General features: G+C 59.1%; 13 protein-coding genes, 1 tRNA gene and 2 pseudogenes. 14 read left to right on the forward strand and 2 right to left on the reverse strand.

Going from position 1 to position 15,445, the window contains the following annotated elements; translation table 11 throughout:
• Positions 1–136 precede the first annotated feature (136 nt).
• From X760_RS55090 to X760_RS55145, 13 genes and pseudogenes are all read left to right on the forward strand, one after another.
• On the forward strand, positions 137–730 hold the full coding sequence (locus X760_RS55090) for a NodA family N-acyltransferase (protein ID WP_023719307.1): 594 nt from the start codon (positions 137–139) through the stop codon (positions 728–730).
• Positions 727–1,386, forward strand: coding sequence for a chitooligosaccharide deacetylase NodB (gene nodB / locus X760_RS55095; protein ID WP_023719308.1), 660 nt, complete (start codon positions 727–729; stop codon positions 1,384–1,386). Before X760_RS55090 ends, nodB begins: the two co-directional genes overlap by 4 nt.
• A 14-nt stretch (positions 1,387–1,400) precedes the next feature.
• On the forward strand, positions 1,401–2,726 hold the full coding sequence (nodC, locus tag X760_RS0138055; RefSeq protein WP_031194121.1) for a chitooligosaccharide synthase NodC: 1,326 nt from the start codon (positions 1,401–1,403) through the stop codon (positions 2,724–2,726).
• 80 nt (positions 2,727–2,806) lie between these two features.
• On the forward strand, positions 2,807–3,403 hold the full coding sequence (nodS, locus tag X760_RS55100; protein ID WP_031194123.1) for a nodulation methyltransferase NodS: 597 nt from the start codon (positions 2,807–2,809) through the stop codon (positions 3,401–3,403).
• Between the two features lie 35 nt (positions 3,404–3,438).
• Positions 3,439–3,723 carry a carbamoyltransferase N-terminal domain-containing protein gene (locus X760_RS55105; protein WP_023719310.1) on the forward strand — a complete coding sequence of 95 codons (285 nt, stop codon included), beginning with the start codon at positions 3,439–3,441 and terminating at the stop codon, positions 3,721–3,723.
• Between the two features lie 4 nt (positions 3,724–3,727).
• Positions 3,728–4,639 carry a nodulation factor ABC transporter ATP-binding protein NodI gene (nodI, locus tag X760_RS55110; RefSeq protein ID WP_023719311.1) on the forward strand — a complete coding sequence of 304 codons (912 nt, stop codon included), beginning with the start codon at positions 3,728–3,730 and terminating at the stop codon, positions 4,637–4,639.
• A gap of 3 nt (positions 4,640–4,642) precedes the next feature.
• A complete protein-coding gene (locus X760_RS55115) occupies positions 4,643–5,431 on the forward strand; it encodes an ABC transporter permease (protein WP_023719312.1) in 789 nt (262 codons plus the stop codon).
• 67 nt (positions 5,432–5,498) lie between these two features.
• Positions 5,499–6,282 (forward strand): annotated as a pseudogene (locus X760_RS0138060) (LysR family transcriptional regulator); the annotation flags it as partial.
• A gap of 293 nt (positions 6,283–6,575) precedes the next feature.
• A pseudogene (locus X760_RS74785) lies at positions 6,576–6,838 on the forward strand (hypothetical protein); the annotation flags it as partial.
• An 891-nt stretch (positions 6,839–7,729) separates the two neighbouring features.
• Positions 7,730–8,521 (forward strand): nodulation protein NodO, encoded by a 792-nt coding sequence (locus X760_RS55130; RefSeq protein WP_023719315.1) that lies wholly within the window; start codon positions 7,730–7,732, stop codon positions 8,519–8,521.
• A 386-nt stretch (positions 8,522–8,907) separates the two neighbouring features.
• Positions 8,908–10,680 carry a type I secretion system permease/ATPase gene (locus tag X760_RS55135; RefSeq protein WP_245278601.1) on the forward strand — a complete coding sequence of 591 codons (1,773 nt, stop codon included), beginning with the start codon at positions 8,908–8,910 and terminating at the stop codon, positions 10,678–10,680.
• Positions 10,658–11,971: an HlyD family type I secretion periplasmic adaptor subunit gene (locus X760_RS55140; protein WP_023719317.1), complete on the forward strand. Its 1,314-nt coding sequence runs from the start codon at positions 10,658–10,660 to the stop codon at positions 11,969–11,971. The genes X760_RS55135 and X760_RS55140 overlap by 23 nt, the downstream gene beginning before the upstream one ends.
• A 670-nt stretch (positions 11,972–12,641) precedes the next feature.
• On the forward strand, positions 12,642–13,859 hold the full coding sequence (locus tag X760_RS55145; RefSeq protein WP_245278594.1) for a tyrosine-type recombinase/integrase: 1,218 nt from the start codon (positions 12,642–12,644) through the stop codon (positions 13,857–13,859).
• Between the two features lie 21 nt (positions 13,860–13,880).
• Here the strand turns inward: X760_RS55145 and X760_RS55150 are convergent.
• Positions 13,881–13,956, reverse strand: a tRNA-Ile gene (locus tag X760_RS55150).
• A gap of 171 nt (positions 13,957–14,127) precedes the next feature.
• On the opposite strand from X760_RS55150, the gene X760_RS55155 reads away from it, so the two are divergent.
• Positions 14,128–14,838 carry an SIMPL domain-containing protein gene (locus X760_RS55155; RefSeq protein ID WP_023719319.1) on the forward strand — a complete coding sequence of 237 codons (711 nt, stop codon included), beginning with the start codon at positions 14,128–14,130 and terminating at the stop codon, positions 14,836–14,838.
• A gap of 135 nt (positions 14,839–14,973) precedes the next feature.
• Here the strand turns inward: X760_RS55155 and X760_RS55160 are convergent, their stop codons facing one another.
• The gene (locus X760_RS55160) at positions 14,974–15,333 is read right to left on the reverse strand and encodes a hypothetical protein (protein WP_023719320.1); all 360 of its coding nucleotides are present in this window, start codon (positions 15,331–15,333) and stop codon (positions 14,974–14,976) included.
• Positions 15,334–15,445: the final 112 nt, after the last annotated feature.

Below are 15,445 nucleotides of genomic sequence, written 5' to 3' on the forward strand. Positions count from 1 at the left end.
CATCGAGAGAGCTCACTGGCGAGCCCCACCGGCTGGCTCACCTTCGCTAACGACAACGGTTGAGTGCAGCCAACAACGCCGCCGCTTTGGCCGGGTAATGCGGCCCGCAAGAAACTATTTTGAAGAGAGGTCCTGAATGCGCCCTCAGGTGCAGTGGAAATTGTGCTGGGAAAACGAGTTGCAGCTCTCGGACCACGTCGAGCTCGCCCAGTTCTTTCGTAATACCTACGGGCCGACTGGGGCGTCCAACGCAGAACCGTTCGAAGGTAGTCGAAGCTGGGCCGGAGCCAGGCCTGAACTCCGCGCAATCGCCTATGATTCGAGCGGTGTAGCGGCTCACATGGGCATACTGCGCCGTTTCATCAAGGTTGACGCGGTCGATCTGTTGGTGGCTGAGCTGGGCCTGTACGGGGTACGTCCGGATCTTGAGGGTCTCGGAATCGCCCATTCAATCCATATCATGCTTCCAATACTGCAGGAGCTTGGCGTTCCATTCGCTTTCGGAACCGTCCGGGACGCGCTGCGGAATCATGTTGAGAGGTTCGGGCGGCGATACAGCCCTTTGGCCGTTTTGTCGGGAATTCGCGTGCGCTCCACCCGACCAGAGGCGCGCCTCGACCTGCCGCCCACACGCATCGATGACGCACTCACCATTGTTCTGGCAGTTGGACGGCCGATCAGCGAATGGCCCACGGGCACGATGATCGATCGGAACGGACCAGAGCTATGAGCCGTCCCGATTGCTTGTACGAAGTGCGCCGTGAGTGCTCTGACGGCACCGGCCGTCGCAGCGTTTATCTGACGTTTGACGACGGTCCCAATCCACTTGTCACACCGGAGATTCTGGATGTGTTGGCAGAGCAGCGGGTGCCGGCGACTTTCTTCGTCATCGGCGCCTACGCCTTAGAGCACCCGGATCTAATCCAACGAATGTTTGCAGAAGGGCACGAGCTAGGCAACCACACGATGACTCATCCGGATCTGTACAAATGCGGCTTCGGCGAAGTGCAACGTGAGATCTTTGAAGCGAACGGCGCCATCATGAGGGCGTGCCCTCAGGCCTCAGTGCGCTATATTCGCGCGCCCTACGGGGCCTGGAGCGAAGAAGTCTTCACAGCGTCACAGATCGCCGGGCTAACGGCCCTCCATTGGTCCGTCGACCCTCGAGATTGGTCTCGCCCTGGGGTCGACGCGATTATCGATACCGTGCTCGCCTCTGTCCGGCCGGGCGCAATCGTACTCTTGCACGACGGATGCCCTCCCGGCGAGTTGAGCCAGGGCGCTCACGCCGGTCTGCGCGACCAGACGGTCACGGCGCTGTCCCGGCTGATTCCAGCACTTCACGAGCGCGGATTTGTAATCCGCTCACTTCCTCAACATCACTGAACAAACGAGATCCCATGACTCTTCTTGGTACAACCAGCACTGTGGCCATTTCGCTTTATGCACTGCTCTCGACTGCTTATAAGAGCATGCAGGGGATTTATGCTCTGCCGACAAACGACTCATCGGCGTTGGAGGATCTCGTCGGCTCCGATCAACTGCCCAGCGTGGATGTCATCGTCCCCTGCTTCAACGAGGATCCGCGCACGCTTTCAGAGTGCCTGGCGTCCATTGCAGACCAAGAATACGCCGGAAGACTTCGGGTCTATGTGGTTGATGACGGTTCTGGAAATCGCGAAGCCGTAGGAACTGTCCACGAAACCTACGCGCGCGACCCTAGGTTCGACATCATTTTGCTTCCCGAGAATGTTGGAAAGCGCAAGGCGCAGATCGCCGCGATACGCCGCTCATCCGGGGATTTGGTGCTTAACGTTGATTCAGACACGATACTCGCGTCCGACGTCATCACCAAGCTTGTACCGAAGATGCGAGATCCAGCGGTCGGCGCAGTCATGGGTCAGTTGATTGCCAGTAACCGGAGCGAGAGCTGGCTGACAAGGCTGATAGACATGGAGTACTGGCTGGCTTGCAACGAGGAGCGCGCGGCACAGGCTCGCTTCGGTGCCGTTATGTGCTGTTGCGGCCCATGTGCCATGTACCGCCGGTCTGCGCTCCTTTTGTTACTGGACCAGTACGAGTCGCAATTTTTTCGGGGCAAGCCAAGCGACTTCGGGGAGGATCGCCATCTCACTATCCTCATGCTGAAAGCAGGCTTTCGAACCGAGTACGTTCCGGGCGCCATCGCGGCCACAGTCGTTCCGAACAGACTCGGACCGTATCTGCGCCAACAACTCCGTTGGGCACGAAGCACATTCCGGGACACGCTGCTTGGGCTGCGCTTGCTGCCCGGCCTCAATAGCTATCTCACGTTGGACGTGGTCGGACAGAATCTCGGGCCGCTACTCCTCGCCCTATCGGTACTAACGGGCCTCGCACATTTCGCACTGACAGGCACTGTGCCTTGGTGGACAGGACTGATGATTGTGTCCATGACCATGCTCCGATGCAGCGTGGTAGCATTTCGTGCTCGACAGTTTCGATTTCTGGGCTTTTCCCTGCACACGTTCATCAACATCTTTCTCTTACTTCCCTTGAAGGCCTACGCACTGTGTACATTGAGCAATAGCGATTGGCTGTCGCGAAGCTCTGCTGTCGCTACATCGAACACTGGGGGAAAACAGACCCCCACCCAAACTCCGATCACTGGATCAAGCAGGGCAGAATTCTCACCGCATGCGGCTCCGCTTCGCAGGCTCAATCTTGCGCGGATTCTTCGGGATTAGCGCTGTCGAGCAACATCTGCGGCGACGAGTGATCGCTAATTACCTAGGTGGACGAGAGGTGGACGAGTTTGACCCAGAACATGAATCATCAGTTGCTCGATCGGGAATTGGCCGCAGACGATCCGTGGCGCCTCGACGGCAATCCGTTCGAGCGGGAGCGCCACACGCAAATGCTCCAGCTGGCGCTTGCCCAAGGCTCCATTACAAATGCCCTCGAAGTCGGGTGCGCTGCCGGCGCATTCACGGAAAAACTAGCTCCCAACTGCCAAGGGCTCACCGTCATCGATGTCGTGGCGCAAGCGATTGCTCGAGCACGTCAACGGATAAAGGAGCCGTCGCGCATCAACTGGATAGTCTCCGATGTTCAACAGTTTTCGACCGACGAGTTGTTTGACCTGATCGTTGTGGCGGAGGTCCTATACTACCTCGAAGACATAGCCGAGATGCGCGCGGCCGTCAAAAACCTGGTGCGGGTGCTTGCGCCAGGCGGGCATCTGATCTTCGGATCGGCAAGGGATGCTAATTGCCGTCGCTGGGGTCACGCCGCTGGTGCTGAGCCGGTCATCGCCATGCTGAACGAAACGTTGATCGAGGTAGAGCGTCTTGAGTGTCGGGGCGAGTCGGTCAACGAAGACTGCTTGCTCGTCCGTTTCCGGAACCCGCTTTCCGCTTCCTGATCAATCGAATCTATCGCCGTTAACGTGGAGACACTATGCGCATCTGTGGTACCAAGCTGACCCATGATGGGGCGATCGCCCTTGTCGAGGATGGACGGCTCGTCTTCTGCGTTGAGCAGGAAAAGCGGCACAACAATCCGCGTTATCAAACCATCGATAATCTCGACGCAATTGTCGCCGCTTTGGCGGAACAGGGGCTAAATCCTTGTGATGTCGATCAGTTCGTTATCGACGGCTGGGATGGCGAAGACGAGTCACAGTTTCAGGTCCGGCAGGCAACCAAGCAACCGCCAGTCTTGGCGTCCCTCTCGGTAAAATGAACCCATGTCCATGGTAGCGATCGATCTTACTGACGTAAGCAAAACTTATGACAAGCTCGTTGTCGACAGACTGTCGTTCCGCGTTGCGGCGGGGGAATGCTTCGGGCTCCTGGGACCGAACGGTGCGGGCAAAAGCACGATTGCGCGTATGGTCCTCGGCATGACATCGCCTGATGCGGGGAAGATTACTGTGCTCGGCGCTCCAGTGCCGGCGCGCGCGCGTTTGGCACGTATGCGCATCGGCGTGGTCCCGCAGTTCGACAATCTTGATACCGCGTTCACTGTACGCGAGAACCTGTTGGTGTTCGGGCGCTACTTCCGGATGAGCAGACGCCAGATCGAAGCGGTCATACCATCGCTGCTTGAGTTCGCCCGCCTCGAGAACAAAGCGGATGCGCGCGTCGCCGAACTGTCCGGCGGCATGAAGCGGCGCCTGACGCTCGCGCGTGCGCTGATCAATGACCCGCACTTACTGGTGATGGACGAGCCGACCACCGGCCTCGATCCGCAGGCCCGCCACCTCATCTGGGAACGGCTGCGATCGCTGCTGGCGCGGGGCAAGACTATTCTTTTGACTACCCATTTCATGGAAGAGGCCGAGCGGCTGTGCGATCGGCTGTGCGTTATGGAGGAGGGGCGCAAGATCGCCGAAGGCCGCCCGTCCGCACTCATTGACGAGCAGATCGGCTGTGACGTGGTCGAGGTCTACGGCGGCAATCCGCATGAACTGGGTGCGCTGATCCGGCCGTACGCACAGCGCATCGAGGTGAGCGGTGAGACGCTTTTTTGCTATGCACCCGATCCGGAGCAGGTGCTGGTGCAGCTACGCGGGCGCGCGGGTCTGCGCCTTCTGCAGCGTCCCCCCAATCTCGAGGATGTGTTCTTGCGGCTAACCGGGCGCGAGATGGAGGACTGAACAATGGGCGAACGTTATGCGGCGGCCATGCCCGCCAATGCGTGGAATTGGGTCGCGGTTTGGCGCCGCAACTATCTTGGATGGAAGAAAATCGGGCTTGCATCGGTTCTCGGCAACCTCGCCGATCCGATGATCTATCTGTTCGGTCTCGGCTTTGGCATCGGAACAATGATAGGTCCTGTTGAGGGCACTTCGTACATTGCGTTTCTCGCGGCTGGCATGGTTGCCACAAGCGCGATGGCATCGGCGACTGCTGAAACGGTTTACGGGAGTTTCGGCCGCATGGACAACCAGCGCACCTGGGAAGGAATGTTATGCACTCAGCTGACGCTTGGCGATATCTTACTCGGCGAATTGGCGTGGGCAGCCACCAAGGCCCTGATGGCGGGCACAGCAATCACTGTTGTTGCCACCACGCTCGGCTACACATCGTGGCCATCCATCCTCTGCTTGCTGCCAGTAATCGCTCTCAGTGGCCTCGCCTTCGCGAGTCTAGCGATGGTCGTCACGGCGCTTGCGCCCAGTTATGAATATTTCATATTTTATAATACGCTTGTTATAACACCCATGCTGTTCCTTTGCGGCGCGATGTTTCCGGTCAACCAATTGCCCGGCGCTTTTCAGGACGTCGCCTCCTTGTTGCCGCTCGCACATGCAATTGACCTCATTCGTCCGGCGATGCTTGGCCGTCCGGCCGGCAGCATGGGCCTGCATATCGGCGCGCTTTGCATATACACGGTTTTGCCGTTCTTCCTATCGGTTGCTCTATTTCGTCGTCGGCTGATGCGTTGACGCTACTCACCATTCGTAAAATTGATTCTTTGGGCGATACCCATCCACGCGTCGGATAGGTCAATACATGCGTTTTAAGGGACTCGATCTAAATCTCCTGGTTGTGCTGGACGCTTTGATCAGGGAGCGTAAAGTCACCGCCGCGGCCCGCAGTATTAACCTGAGTCAGCCGGCCATGAGCGCCGCCGTCGGTCGGTTACGCGCCTATTTCAGCGATGAGCTATTTACGATGAACGGCCGCGAACTCATTTTGACACCGCGCGCGGAGGGGCTCGCCACAGCAGTCCGGGACGCATTGCTGCACATCCAGCTGTCGATTATTTCCTGGGACGCCTTTAACCCGGCCCGATCGGATCGTCGCTTCCGCATCATCCTTTCCGATTACCTCACGCTCGTATTTTTTAAGAAGATCGTAAAGCGTGCTGCGCGGGAAGCTCCCGCCGTCCGCTTCGAATGTCTGCTTATTTCCGACGACCCCGAGGAGCTTCTCCGGCGCGGCGACGTTGATTTTCTGATTATGCCCGAAGTGTTCATGTCGAAACATCCTCGCGCAGCCCTGTTCGAAGATATGCTCGTATGCGTAGGCTGCGGCACGAACAAGCAGCTGTCAGAGCCACTTACATTCGANGGAAGTGTTCATGTCGAAACATCCTCGCGCAGCCCTGTTCGAAGATATGCTCGTATGCGTAGGCTGCGGCACGAACAAGCAGCTGTCAGAGCCACTTACATTCGACCGATACTTGTCGATGGGGCAGGTTGTGCTTAAATTCGGGGACACCCGGCAGCCCTCCATCGAGGAATGGTATTTGCTCGAGAACGGTTTCGAGAGACGTATCGAGGTCGTCGTACAGGGCTTTAGCATGATCCCGCCCCTTCTATCAGGCACCAACCGCATTGGGACAATGCCCTTACGGCTGGCGCAGCATTTCGCAAAATTAACACCCCTGCGGATTGTCGAACTTCCGCCGCCACTTCCTGCCGCATTCACGGAGGCCGTCCAATGGCCTGCGCTTCACAATAATGATCCGGCAAGCCTATGGATGCGGGAAATGATGTTGCAGGAGGCATCTCGTATGATTACCCCGCCTAAGAGCACCGGACGTCTCAGTTGTCGGCCGACGACCCCTCCGTTATGAGAGGAGGCATGGATGGCGATTGGGATTGGGCGATTCCTGCATTGTCGAGAACGATGCAGGGAGAGCAGATCCTTCAGCCTGAAGAGGTGGCAGCGATGCTGCCGCTGCATGAGCTTGGCTGGGGAACCGACGGGCGAACGAATTCGGGTGCGCTCGCAACACGGTGCCTCGGTATCTAAGCGAGGGCGGGACTGTTCCGTTTCGCAAGCCTGTGCGGCCGACCGCGTTTGACGGACTGGACGATTGGCTGCGGGAGCGCTTCTTCCCCCATGGCTCGGGCTGGATGACGATCTCGACCCGCTCCAGATGCGCCGGGAACGCCTTGCGCGGTCGCGCAGCACGTCGCGGCTCGCCTGTCGGTCTTGCGGCCTCGAGCTCGGACTCAATCGCGCCGAGCCCGGTCTGGATTTCGAAGGCGAAGGCCTGCTAGGCACGTTCGAGCTTCTCGGAGCTGCGACCGAAGCGGCGCGCTCCAGCTGCTTGACGATCCCATGAAGGTCGGCGATCCTCACCTGGGCACGCTCGTTGAGTGTCGCCATCCGGACGATCTCGGCCTTGAGTGTTTCGCTCCGGAGTTGTTGCAGTTCGGCCTTCTCCGCCGCCATGGCGACGAACATCGCCTTGAGCGTATCGATTTCGTGGGGACGGGCCGAAGCGCTTCTCATCATGACGCCGACAGAAGCTTATTGTGCACGGCCTGAAGCCCGCCTTTTGCGCCTGAGTCACTTCGCCACCGCCTTCCGGCCGGACGCCGTCGCCGTTCGGCTCGAACGCGTGTCCAGTCCATGCCTTCGACGAGCGCCATCAGTTTCGGCGCGGCAAGCCGATCACGCCGTTCTCCGCCAGCGGAACTTGTCCTCGTCCAGCGCTCACGGTGCGGGTATGCCGGCGTCGAGCAAACAGAGAGAAGTTTGGGGCCCAACCAGGACGGCCCCGTTACGAAGTTCGTCCTAGTCCCGGTTTGAGTGTCGAATCTTCATCGATTGCTTGGGCGACCAGCGTCCCCGCCGCCAGCGAGCCCGCAACTGCTCAGCAGAAGGGCGAAGTGAACGTGAATGCATCCATTTCGTAAATGTGTGTCTATCCAAGCAATCGATTTCTCTAATTATCCGATGAGCAATATGAACGCGTCAGGCAGGGTGCATCATTAGGAGTATTTTCGATGGCAAAGATTATCGAGGGTGGCCCGGGTGCCGAAACACTCATCGGCACCGAGCTTGACGATTGGATGGAGGGTTTCCAGGGCGGTGACTGGATTGACGGTCGCGGCGGCAACGACGAGATCTCGGGTGGCCCGGACAGTGACCGACTCATCGGCGGCAAGGGTAACGACCGCATCTTCGGCGGAGATGGCTGGGACGATCTCTCCGGCGACAACGGCCGCTTCAACGCGCGCATCTCCGGTGAGGACAATGACAGGCTCAGCGGCGGTCCCGGCCAGGATGTCCTCTACGTGGGTGACGGCCAGGATACGTTGACCGGGGGCACCGACAGTGACACGTTCGTGTTCCAGTTCCACAATCCGGTGCCTGGGGTTGTCGGGTCGAAGTCGGACATTACCACTATCACCGATTTCAACCCGGCGGAGGACAAGTTCGCCTTCGATGCGGTGGGCCTCTACAATGACGGTTTTGGCGCGAACTTCGTCAACAACGCCAGCATACAGTCCGGCTACCCGGTGAGCAGCTTCTACAGTGGTGCGGCCTCAGGTGCGAACGGCGAACACGTCGTGGTAATCACTGGCGAATCTTTCAACTCTGCTTCTGAAGCCGCGAGTGCGATCTCCGGCGAGCACGCCGGCGACATCATTGTCTACCAAAGCAGCTACACCGACAGAGTCGCAACTCTGGCCTATGTCACCGCCGACAACAACGCGCATGAATTCGTCCACCTGGGCGGTGTGGTCACCGTGGCCGACCTAGGCCTGACCGCGTCGGACTTCACCTTCGTTTGATCCAGAAAACCCATACGGAACAGCGCCCCGCCCCCCGGGGGCGGGCGCTTCCGTTTCCGCTACTTGCGATGGGCCGGGGCGCCCGGGAGCAGTCGCAGCGTGTACAGCTTGACGAAGCCCTGCACGTCGCGCTGGTCGTACACCGAAATCTCCCTGAACGCGTGGAGGCGGAAGCCTGTTCGGGCCCTTGCGGCCGGCCACGATGACGTTGCCCTTCCAAGCCTTCAGCCGGACGGTGTTGTTGTTGACCCGCTCCATTAGATGCCAAGCCAAACATATTCGGCGGGAGCACTGATCCTGAATCAGCGAGTCGGTTGCCGCTCGGGGAGCAATATAGGGAGCTGGGTCGCCAGATCCTCACGGAGACCTACGTGAGTAACCATTCCTTGAAGGATTCAGCTTTGAGACCTTTCCCTCTGACTTCCGCTATTTGGGGAATTCTGTTGATCAGCGGCGTGGTCAACGTGCTTGCGCTGATCTCGCCGCTGTTCATGCTTCAGGTCTACGACCGCGTTCTGGCAAGTGGCAGCGTATCGACGCTAGTGGGGCTCGTCGTGCTTGCTGCAGGGCTTTATGCGTTCCAATGCCTGCTCGACGTTTTGCGCGCCCGCGTGCTGCTGCGGATTGGCGAGCGTTTCGATGAACAGTTTTCCGGACGCGTTCACGATGCGATCGTTCGCCTTCCGCTTTTAACGCGCATGCCGGGCGACGGCTTGCAGCCGCTTCGCGACCTCGACAATATTCGCGGATTCTTAGGTGGAAACGGTCCGACAGCGTTCTTCGATCTGCCATGGATGCTGCTTTATCTTGCCATTTGCTTCCTCCTTCATTTCTGGATCGGCATGACGGCACTTATCGGGGCGATCGGTCTCACATCTCTGACACTTCTTACCAACACTCTCTCGCAACGGCCGATACGCGATACCATTGACCACAACATGGTACGCAATGGTCTACTGGAAGCAGCGCGCCGCAATGCCGAGGTCGTGCAAGCTCTCGGTCTCGCAAAGCGGATCGCTGCCCGATGGCACAAGGCCAATGCCGAGTATCTGGCCGCCAACCGGAAAGCTGGGGACGTGGCAGGTGGGCTGGGTGGCATTGCAAAGTCGTTGCGCGTGCTGCTGCAATCGGCCATTCTTGCCGTCGGCGCGTACCTTGTCATCAGGCAGGAGGCTACGGCCGGGGTCATGATTGCCAGTTCGATCATGATGGGGCGTGCGCTGGCTCCGGTCGATCTGGCCATTTCAAGCTGGAAACCCTTCCTCATGGCGCGCCAGGGTTGGGCGCGGCTGGAGGACCTCCTGGGAAAGGTTCCTGAAACCGCTCCTGTTATGCCAATGCCTGCACCTGAACGCGAACTCCGCGTCGAAGGCGTGACAATCGTTCCGCCCGGCGAAAGGAAGCCGACCGTGACCGGCCTTGCGTTTGCCGTTCAGGCGGGAAGCGCACTCGGGATCATCGGTGCATCGGGTTCGGGCAAGTCGACACTCTCGCGCGCCATCGTCGGCGCATGGACGCCGGTCGCCGGAAAGGTTCGCATCGACAGCGCAAGCCTCGATCAATGGGACCCGGAAGCGCTAGGCCGTCATATCGGCTATTTGCCGCAAGGTGTTGAACTGTTCGACGGCACCATTGCCGAAAACATCGCTCGTTTTGAAGATAATCCTGACCCTGAGGCTATTGTCACCGCGGCGAAAGCAGCGGGCACGCACGAACTGATCCTCCGATTTGAGCACGGCTACGAAACTCCGATTGGTGAGGCCGGATCGGCACTTTCCGCCGGGCAGCGCCAGCGTATCGGTCTTGCCCGTGCTCTTTATCGAGACCCTTTCCTTGTTGTGCTGGATGAACCCAATGCCAATCTCGATGCGGAAGGTGAGGCTGCGGTCGTCAAGGCGATCGCCTCCGTGCGCGGGCGCAAGGGCATTGCGGTTGTCGTCGCCCATCGGCCGAGCGCCATGCGCGCCGTGGATTTTGTGTTGGTCATGGAAGGTGGACGGCAGCGAGCATTCGGTGCGCGTGATGAAGCGCTTTCCAAAGTCTTGAAGAGGGCAGCGATGGCACCAGGCGCTGGCGTCAAGGCCATCGAGTCTACACAGGATAACGTGGGAGAGCGCGCTGACATGGAGGATCCCGGTGGCCGGCATTCATCAGAATAATGACGTTTCCAGCTCCATTCGCCGGCACCTGGTGGCGGGCCTTCTGGCGAGCGTGATCTTTGTTGGAGGAGCCGGAGCCTGGGCGGCCTTCACGAATCTCTCCGGTGCGGTTGTCGCGTCCGGACACTTTGTCGTCGATTCCTATGTGAAGAAGGTGCAGCACCCGACCGGCGGGGTGGTGGGAGAAATCCTGGTGAGCGAAGGTGATAAAGTAAAAGCCGGCGACATCCTCATGCGGCTCGACGCCACCCAGACGCGCGCCACTCTCGCTGTAGTCACCAAGCGGCTCGATGAGCTGGCCGCCAACCTGGCACGACTCGAAGCTGAGCGTGACGATCTGGCGGAGATCGCCTTCCCGGACTGGCTGCTCGCCCGCAGAGATGTTCCGGACGTAGCTTCGGCAGTACATGGCGAGACGCGGCTGTTCGAATTCCGCAGACAATCCCGCGACGGAAGGCAGGCGCAGCTAGCGGAACGCATCACTCAATATGAGCACGAGATCGAGGGGCTCAAGGCGCAGGAAATCGCTTCTGAGAAAAGCACCGAGATTCTCCAAAAGGAAATTGCTGCCCTGAGTGGGCTGCGCGACCAAGGCATTGTCTCGGACCAACGCTTGAACAGCCTGAAGACGCAGGTTGCCACTTTCGGCGGCGAACGCGGTGAGAAGATTGCACATCAGGCACAGACGGCAGCCCGCATAGCCGAAACGCGCCTCCAGATCCTGCAGATCGATCCGGATTTCAAGACGGAAGTCGGCCAGGAGCTCAGAGAGGTTCAGGCGCAGGTTGGGGAGTATGTTGAGCGCAAGATGGCGGCTGAACAGGAACTGCGACGGATCGATATTGTCGCGCCGCAGTCAGGCGCCATTCAACAACTCGCAGTTCATACGGTCGGAGGAGTGATCACGCCCGCCGATCCGATTATGCTAATCGTGCCGGAAGGCGACGATCTTGCGCTTGAAGCACGAATCACCCCGAAGGACATCGACCAAATCCAGCTTGGTCACAAGGCCGTGCTGCGGATGTCAGCCTTCAATCTGAGGACCACGCCGGTATTGAACGGATATGTCAGCCGGATCGCAGCCGATCTGGCGACGGACGAAAAAAACGGCGTTTCGTATTACCTGGTGCGTCTGTCGGTTCCGCATGCGGAACTGACGAAGCTCAAGGACCTGACGCTCGTGCCCGGCATGCCGGCCGAAGCGATGATCCAGACGGGCGAGCGTACGGCGCTTTCTTATTTTGTGAAGCCGCTGTCGGACCAAATCAGTCGCGCATTCCATGAGGAATGAAAGTAATCCACAGAAATATTTTGTTTGTATTCTTGTTGGTTGTTACGCATGCATGAGAGTCATAACCGTCTGAAAACACAGCCATGCTTTCCTCAGTTGGATTCCGCCTCTGACTCAGATTCGTGGTTCCGCGGTCATTTTGCCCTTCCAAGTCGCCGACCATTCAGTTCTTGGCCTCGAGCGCATTAAGATACCCATCATCGTACACAAAGGCTGGAAAAGAGTCCGGTGTCTTGAGCGATCCTAGGTCTGGAGACCTAGGGTGAGCCTGCAAGCACAGGGCCAGGACATGATTGAGCGTCTGCAATATTCGGACAGGTACATAGGAAGACAGGCAGGCGTCAAAAACGCGCTTTCAACGCGCTAAACCGATGCTACGCACCCCGAGCGTCTTGCCGCCCTCGCTCCCGCCGGTAGGAATCAATCGCGAGCAGGCTGCGACGTTCATCGGCGTAAGCTCAACGACCTTTGATGAAATGGTCCAGGACGGCCGGATGCCGCAGCCACGAATGCCGAGCAAGGGGCGCATTGTTTGGGACGTCGAGGAACTTGTATTGGCCTTTCGAAAGCTCCCTCACCGCCAAATCGGAGGAGCACCAAAGCTTGACGAAGATTCGCCGCCACTAGACAATCCTTGGGATCGAAAACCACGAACATGACGGATGAGCCCGTGAAAATCGATCTTAAGGGCGTAGTGAAGGACACTGATCGCCACGGCAATGATCGGTACTATTTTCGCGCACCGGGTCGGAAGAAGGTCCGGCTCCGTGAACCGACCGGCAGCGACGAGTTCCTCGAGGAACTGCGCTGCGCACGCGCCGAGGTCTCTTATGTTCGGCCCGGCACTCTTCCCGAGATTTGCCGGCGCCTCCCCAAGCCTTCCGAGCCAGCGAAGAAAGGCACGTTAGTGTGGCTTTGCCAGGAGTATTACCGTCGGGGCGGCACGGAAATCACCCAAGACACTATGGCGCGCCGACGAGCAATTCTGGAGCGCGTATGCGAATTACCTCATCCCCTCGAAGGTGACCCGGATCCTCAGTATCCCACCAAGGGATCTCTGCCATTCGCCGGTATGAAACGGTCTCATGTTAAGGAGATCAGGGACACCAGGCTCGACGCCCTGGGCGCGGCAAACAATATCGTAAAAGCCATCAGCGCGATGTTTGAGTGGGCAAAGGACACAGAGATTCCGGGCGTCGACTCCAATCCCGCCCGCGGCATCAGACGGCTAAAGAGCGGCGACGGCTGGCACCCATGGGACGTGTCGGAGATCGTTCAATATGAGAAGCGGCATCCGCTGGGTACCGCAGCCAGACGTGCGCTCTCGATCTTCATGTTTACTGGCCTGCGGTTGTCCGACGTCGCGATCTTCGGTCGACAGCACATCACGCTCGTCTACAACGAGGAGACCGAGCAGTGGGAGAAGTGGATCAGAATTAAGCCTGGGAAGACCAGTCGTAACAAGGATGCGGTGTTGGTGGAGCTCCCGCTTCTGCCCGAACTAGAGGCGGAACTTGAGCACACGCCTTCCGACCAGATGACCTTCCTGGTCAATGAGTATGGTCGCCCGTTCTCGGAGAACGGTCTGGGCAACAAGATGCGCCAGTGGTGTGATCAAGCTGAGCTGCCGCACTGCAGTGCTCATGGAATTCGGAAGGCCGGCGCGACGATCGCCGCTGAGAACGGCGCGACGCACGAGCAGCTGAAGGCGATATATGGGTGGACTACGTACCAGCAGCCCGACCACTACATCAAGAAAGCGCGTCGCCGGAAGGTAGCGAGAGCGGCGAAATACCTGCTGGTTATCGATCGAAAAGAGAACAAAATTGTCCCACTTTCTGAGGGGGTTGAAAGAGGTGGGACAAAAATGGCCAAAAAATCCAATTAAATCAACGGCCACAAAAGCCAATGGTGGGCCCGGAGGGACTCGAACCCCCAACCAAGCGGTTATGAGCCGCCGGCTCTAACCATTGAGCTACAGGCCCCACGGCGTTGGATTAGTGTTTTTCCCTGAACCGCACAAGGCTTTCAGAGCGGCTTTCCGAGGGGGCTGGCCGAGACCGCCCAAATCAGCCCATATTGATAACCTATTGCACGTCCCCCAGTGGAGCCGCTCGACACTCGGCAGTCTTGGGATCGCAGATCGAGGAGATTTCATGACCAGACGTATTTTGCCACTGGCGATTGCCGCCGCAATCGCATTTCCGGCGATCGCCGGCGCCGCCGATTCGCCGCCGCCGCCGCGCATCGTCGTCACCGGCGAAGGCGAGGCGGCGATAGCACCCGATCTGGCTCTGCTGACGCTCAGCGTCATGCGCGAGGCCAAGACGGCGCGTGCCGCGCTCGATGCCAATAACGACGCCATGGCCGCGGTGATCGCGGCAATGAAATCGTCCGGCATCAAGGAGCGCGACCTGCAGACCGCGGGCATCCAGATCAACCCGCGCTATAACTACACCAACAAGCCCGACGGCAGCCAGGAGGCCGAACTTGTCGCCTATCAGGTGACCAACACGCTTTCGGTGCGCATCCGCGACATCGACAAGACCGGCGACATTCTCGACAAGGCGGTGTCGCTCGGCGTCAACCAGGGCGGCGGCATCTCCTTCTCCAACGACGATCCGGCGGCAGCCGTCACTGAAGCGCGCAAGAAGGCCGTCGCCAATGCCATGGCCAAGGCCAAGACGCTGGCCGAAGCGGCCGGCGTCGGCATCGGCCGGGTTCTGGAAATCACCGACCAGAATTTCGCACCACCGCCGATGCCAATCAACGCCAAGGCTTTCGATGCGGCCGGCGCATCGGTCCCCGTGCAGGCCGGCGAGAATTCCTATACCGCGCAGGTGACGGTGACTTTCGAACTGAAGTGATCGTCGATCGCAGCGCATAAAAAACCCCGGAGGACCGATCCTCCGGGGTTTTCGAGCCGCACCTTTCCGTCCTGGCGGAAAGAGGCTCCGCTACTTTACCGGCTGAAAGACGCCGGCCGCAAAGCTTCGACGGGCTTAGCGATAGATAATCGGACAACCGCGCTCGTTGGCGAATACGATCACCACGCGGTCGCCGTACTGGCGGCCAGCGACCTTGACCGTGCGGCGGTTGATGTCGACGATGCGGGCGCGGCGCAGGCCCATACGTTCGGCCTTGTCGAGGGCACGCTCGGGCGAACAGGAGCGGCGCCAGTTGCGCTCACGGCGGTGTTCGCGATAGTAACCATCATCTTCGTCGCCGGTATAGACGCCGACGCGCGGATCTTGGTTGTTGCCGAAGCCGAGATAGATACTGTCTGCATGGGCTGGGATGGCAGCAAGCGTGCCAAGGCCGACAAGAGCCGAAAGAGCCGCCGTCTTGATGGTGTTGAACATTGTCTTCTCTCCTTGTTTGAGGGTTTCCACCCGTTTTCGTCGAACCGATGGGAGGAGAATGCACCCGCCTGTCTGAATTTTTTGCGAACCGGCCGTTCATCTCCGGTTCATG

The organism is Mesorhizobium sp. LSHC420B00, assembly GCF_000503055.1.
Lineage (GTDB): Bacteria > Pseudomonadota > Alphaproteobacteria > Rhizobiales > Rhizobiaceae > Mesorhizobium.

Bases quoted from the DNA above. Each gene is read 5' to 3' on its own strand.
- X760_RS55090 (WP_023719307.1), top strand. From the start codon at position 137: ATGCGCCCTCAGGTGCAGTGGAAATTGTGCTGGGAAAACGAGTTGCAG.
- nodB (WP_023719308.1), top strand. From the start codon at position 727: ATGAGCCGTCCCGATTGCTTGTACGAAGTGCGCCGTGAGTGCTCTGAC.
- nodC (WP_031194121.1), top strand. From the start codon at position 1,401: ATGACTCTTCTTGGTACAACCAGCACTGTGGCCATTTCGCTTTATGCA.
- nodS (WP_031194123.1), top strand. From the start codon at position 2,807: ATGAATCATCAGTTGCTCGATCGGGAATTGGCCGCAGACGATCCGTGG.
- X760_RS55105 (WP_023719310.1), top strand. From the start codon at position 3,439: ATGCGCATCTGTGGTACCAAGCTGACCCATGATGGGGCGATCGCCCTT.
- nodI (WP_023719311.1), top strand. From the start codon at position 3,728: ATGTCCATGGTAGCGATCGATCTTACTGACGTAAGCAAAACTTATGAC.
- X760_RS55115 (WP_023719312.1), top strand. From the start codon at position 4,643: ATGGGCGAACGTTATGCGGCGGCCATGCCCGCCAATGCGTGGAATTGG.
- X760_RS55130 (WP_023719315.1), top strand. From the start codon at position 7,730: ATGGCAAAGATTATCGAGGGTGGCCCGGGTGCCGAAACACTCATCGGC.
- X760_RS55155 (WP_023719319.1), top strand. From the start codon at position 14,128: ATGACCAGACGTATTTTGCCACTGGCGATTGCCGCCGCAATCGCATTT.
- X760_RS55160 (WP_023719320.1), bottom strand. From the start codon at position 15,333: ATGTTCAACACCATCAAGACGGCGGCTCTTTCGGCTCTTGTCGGCCTT.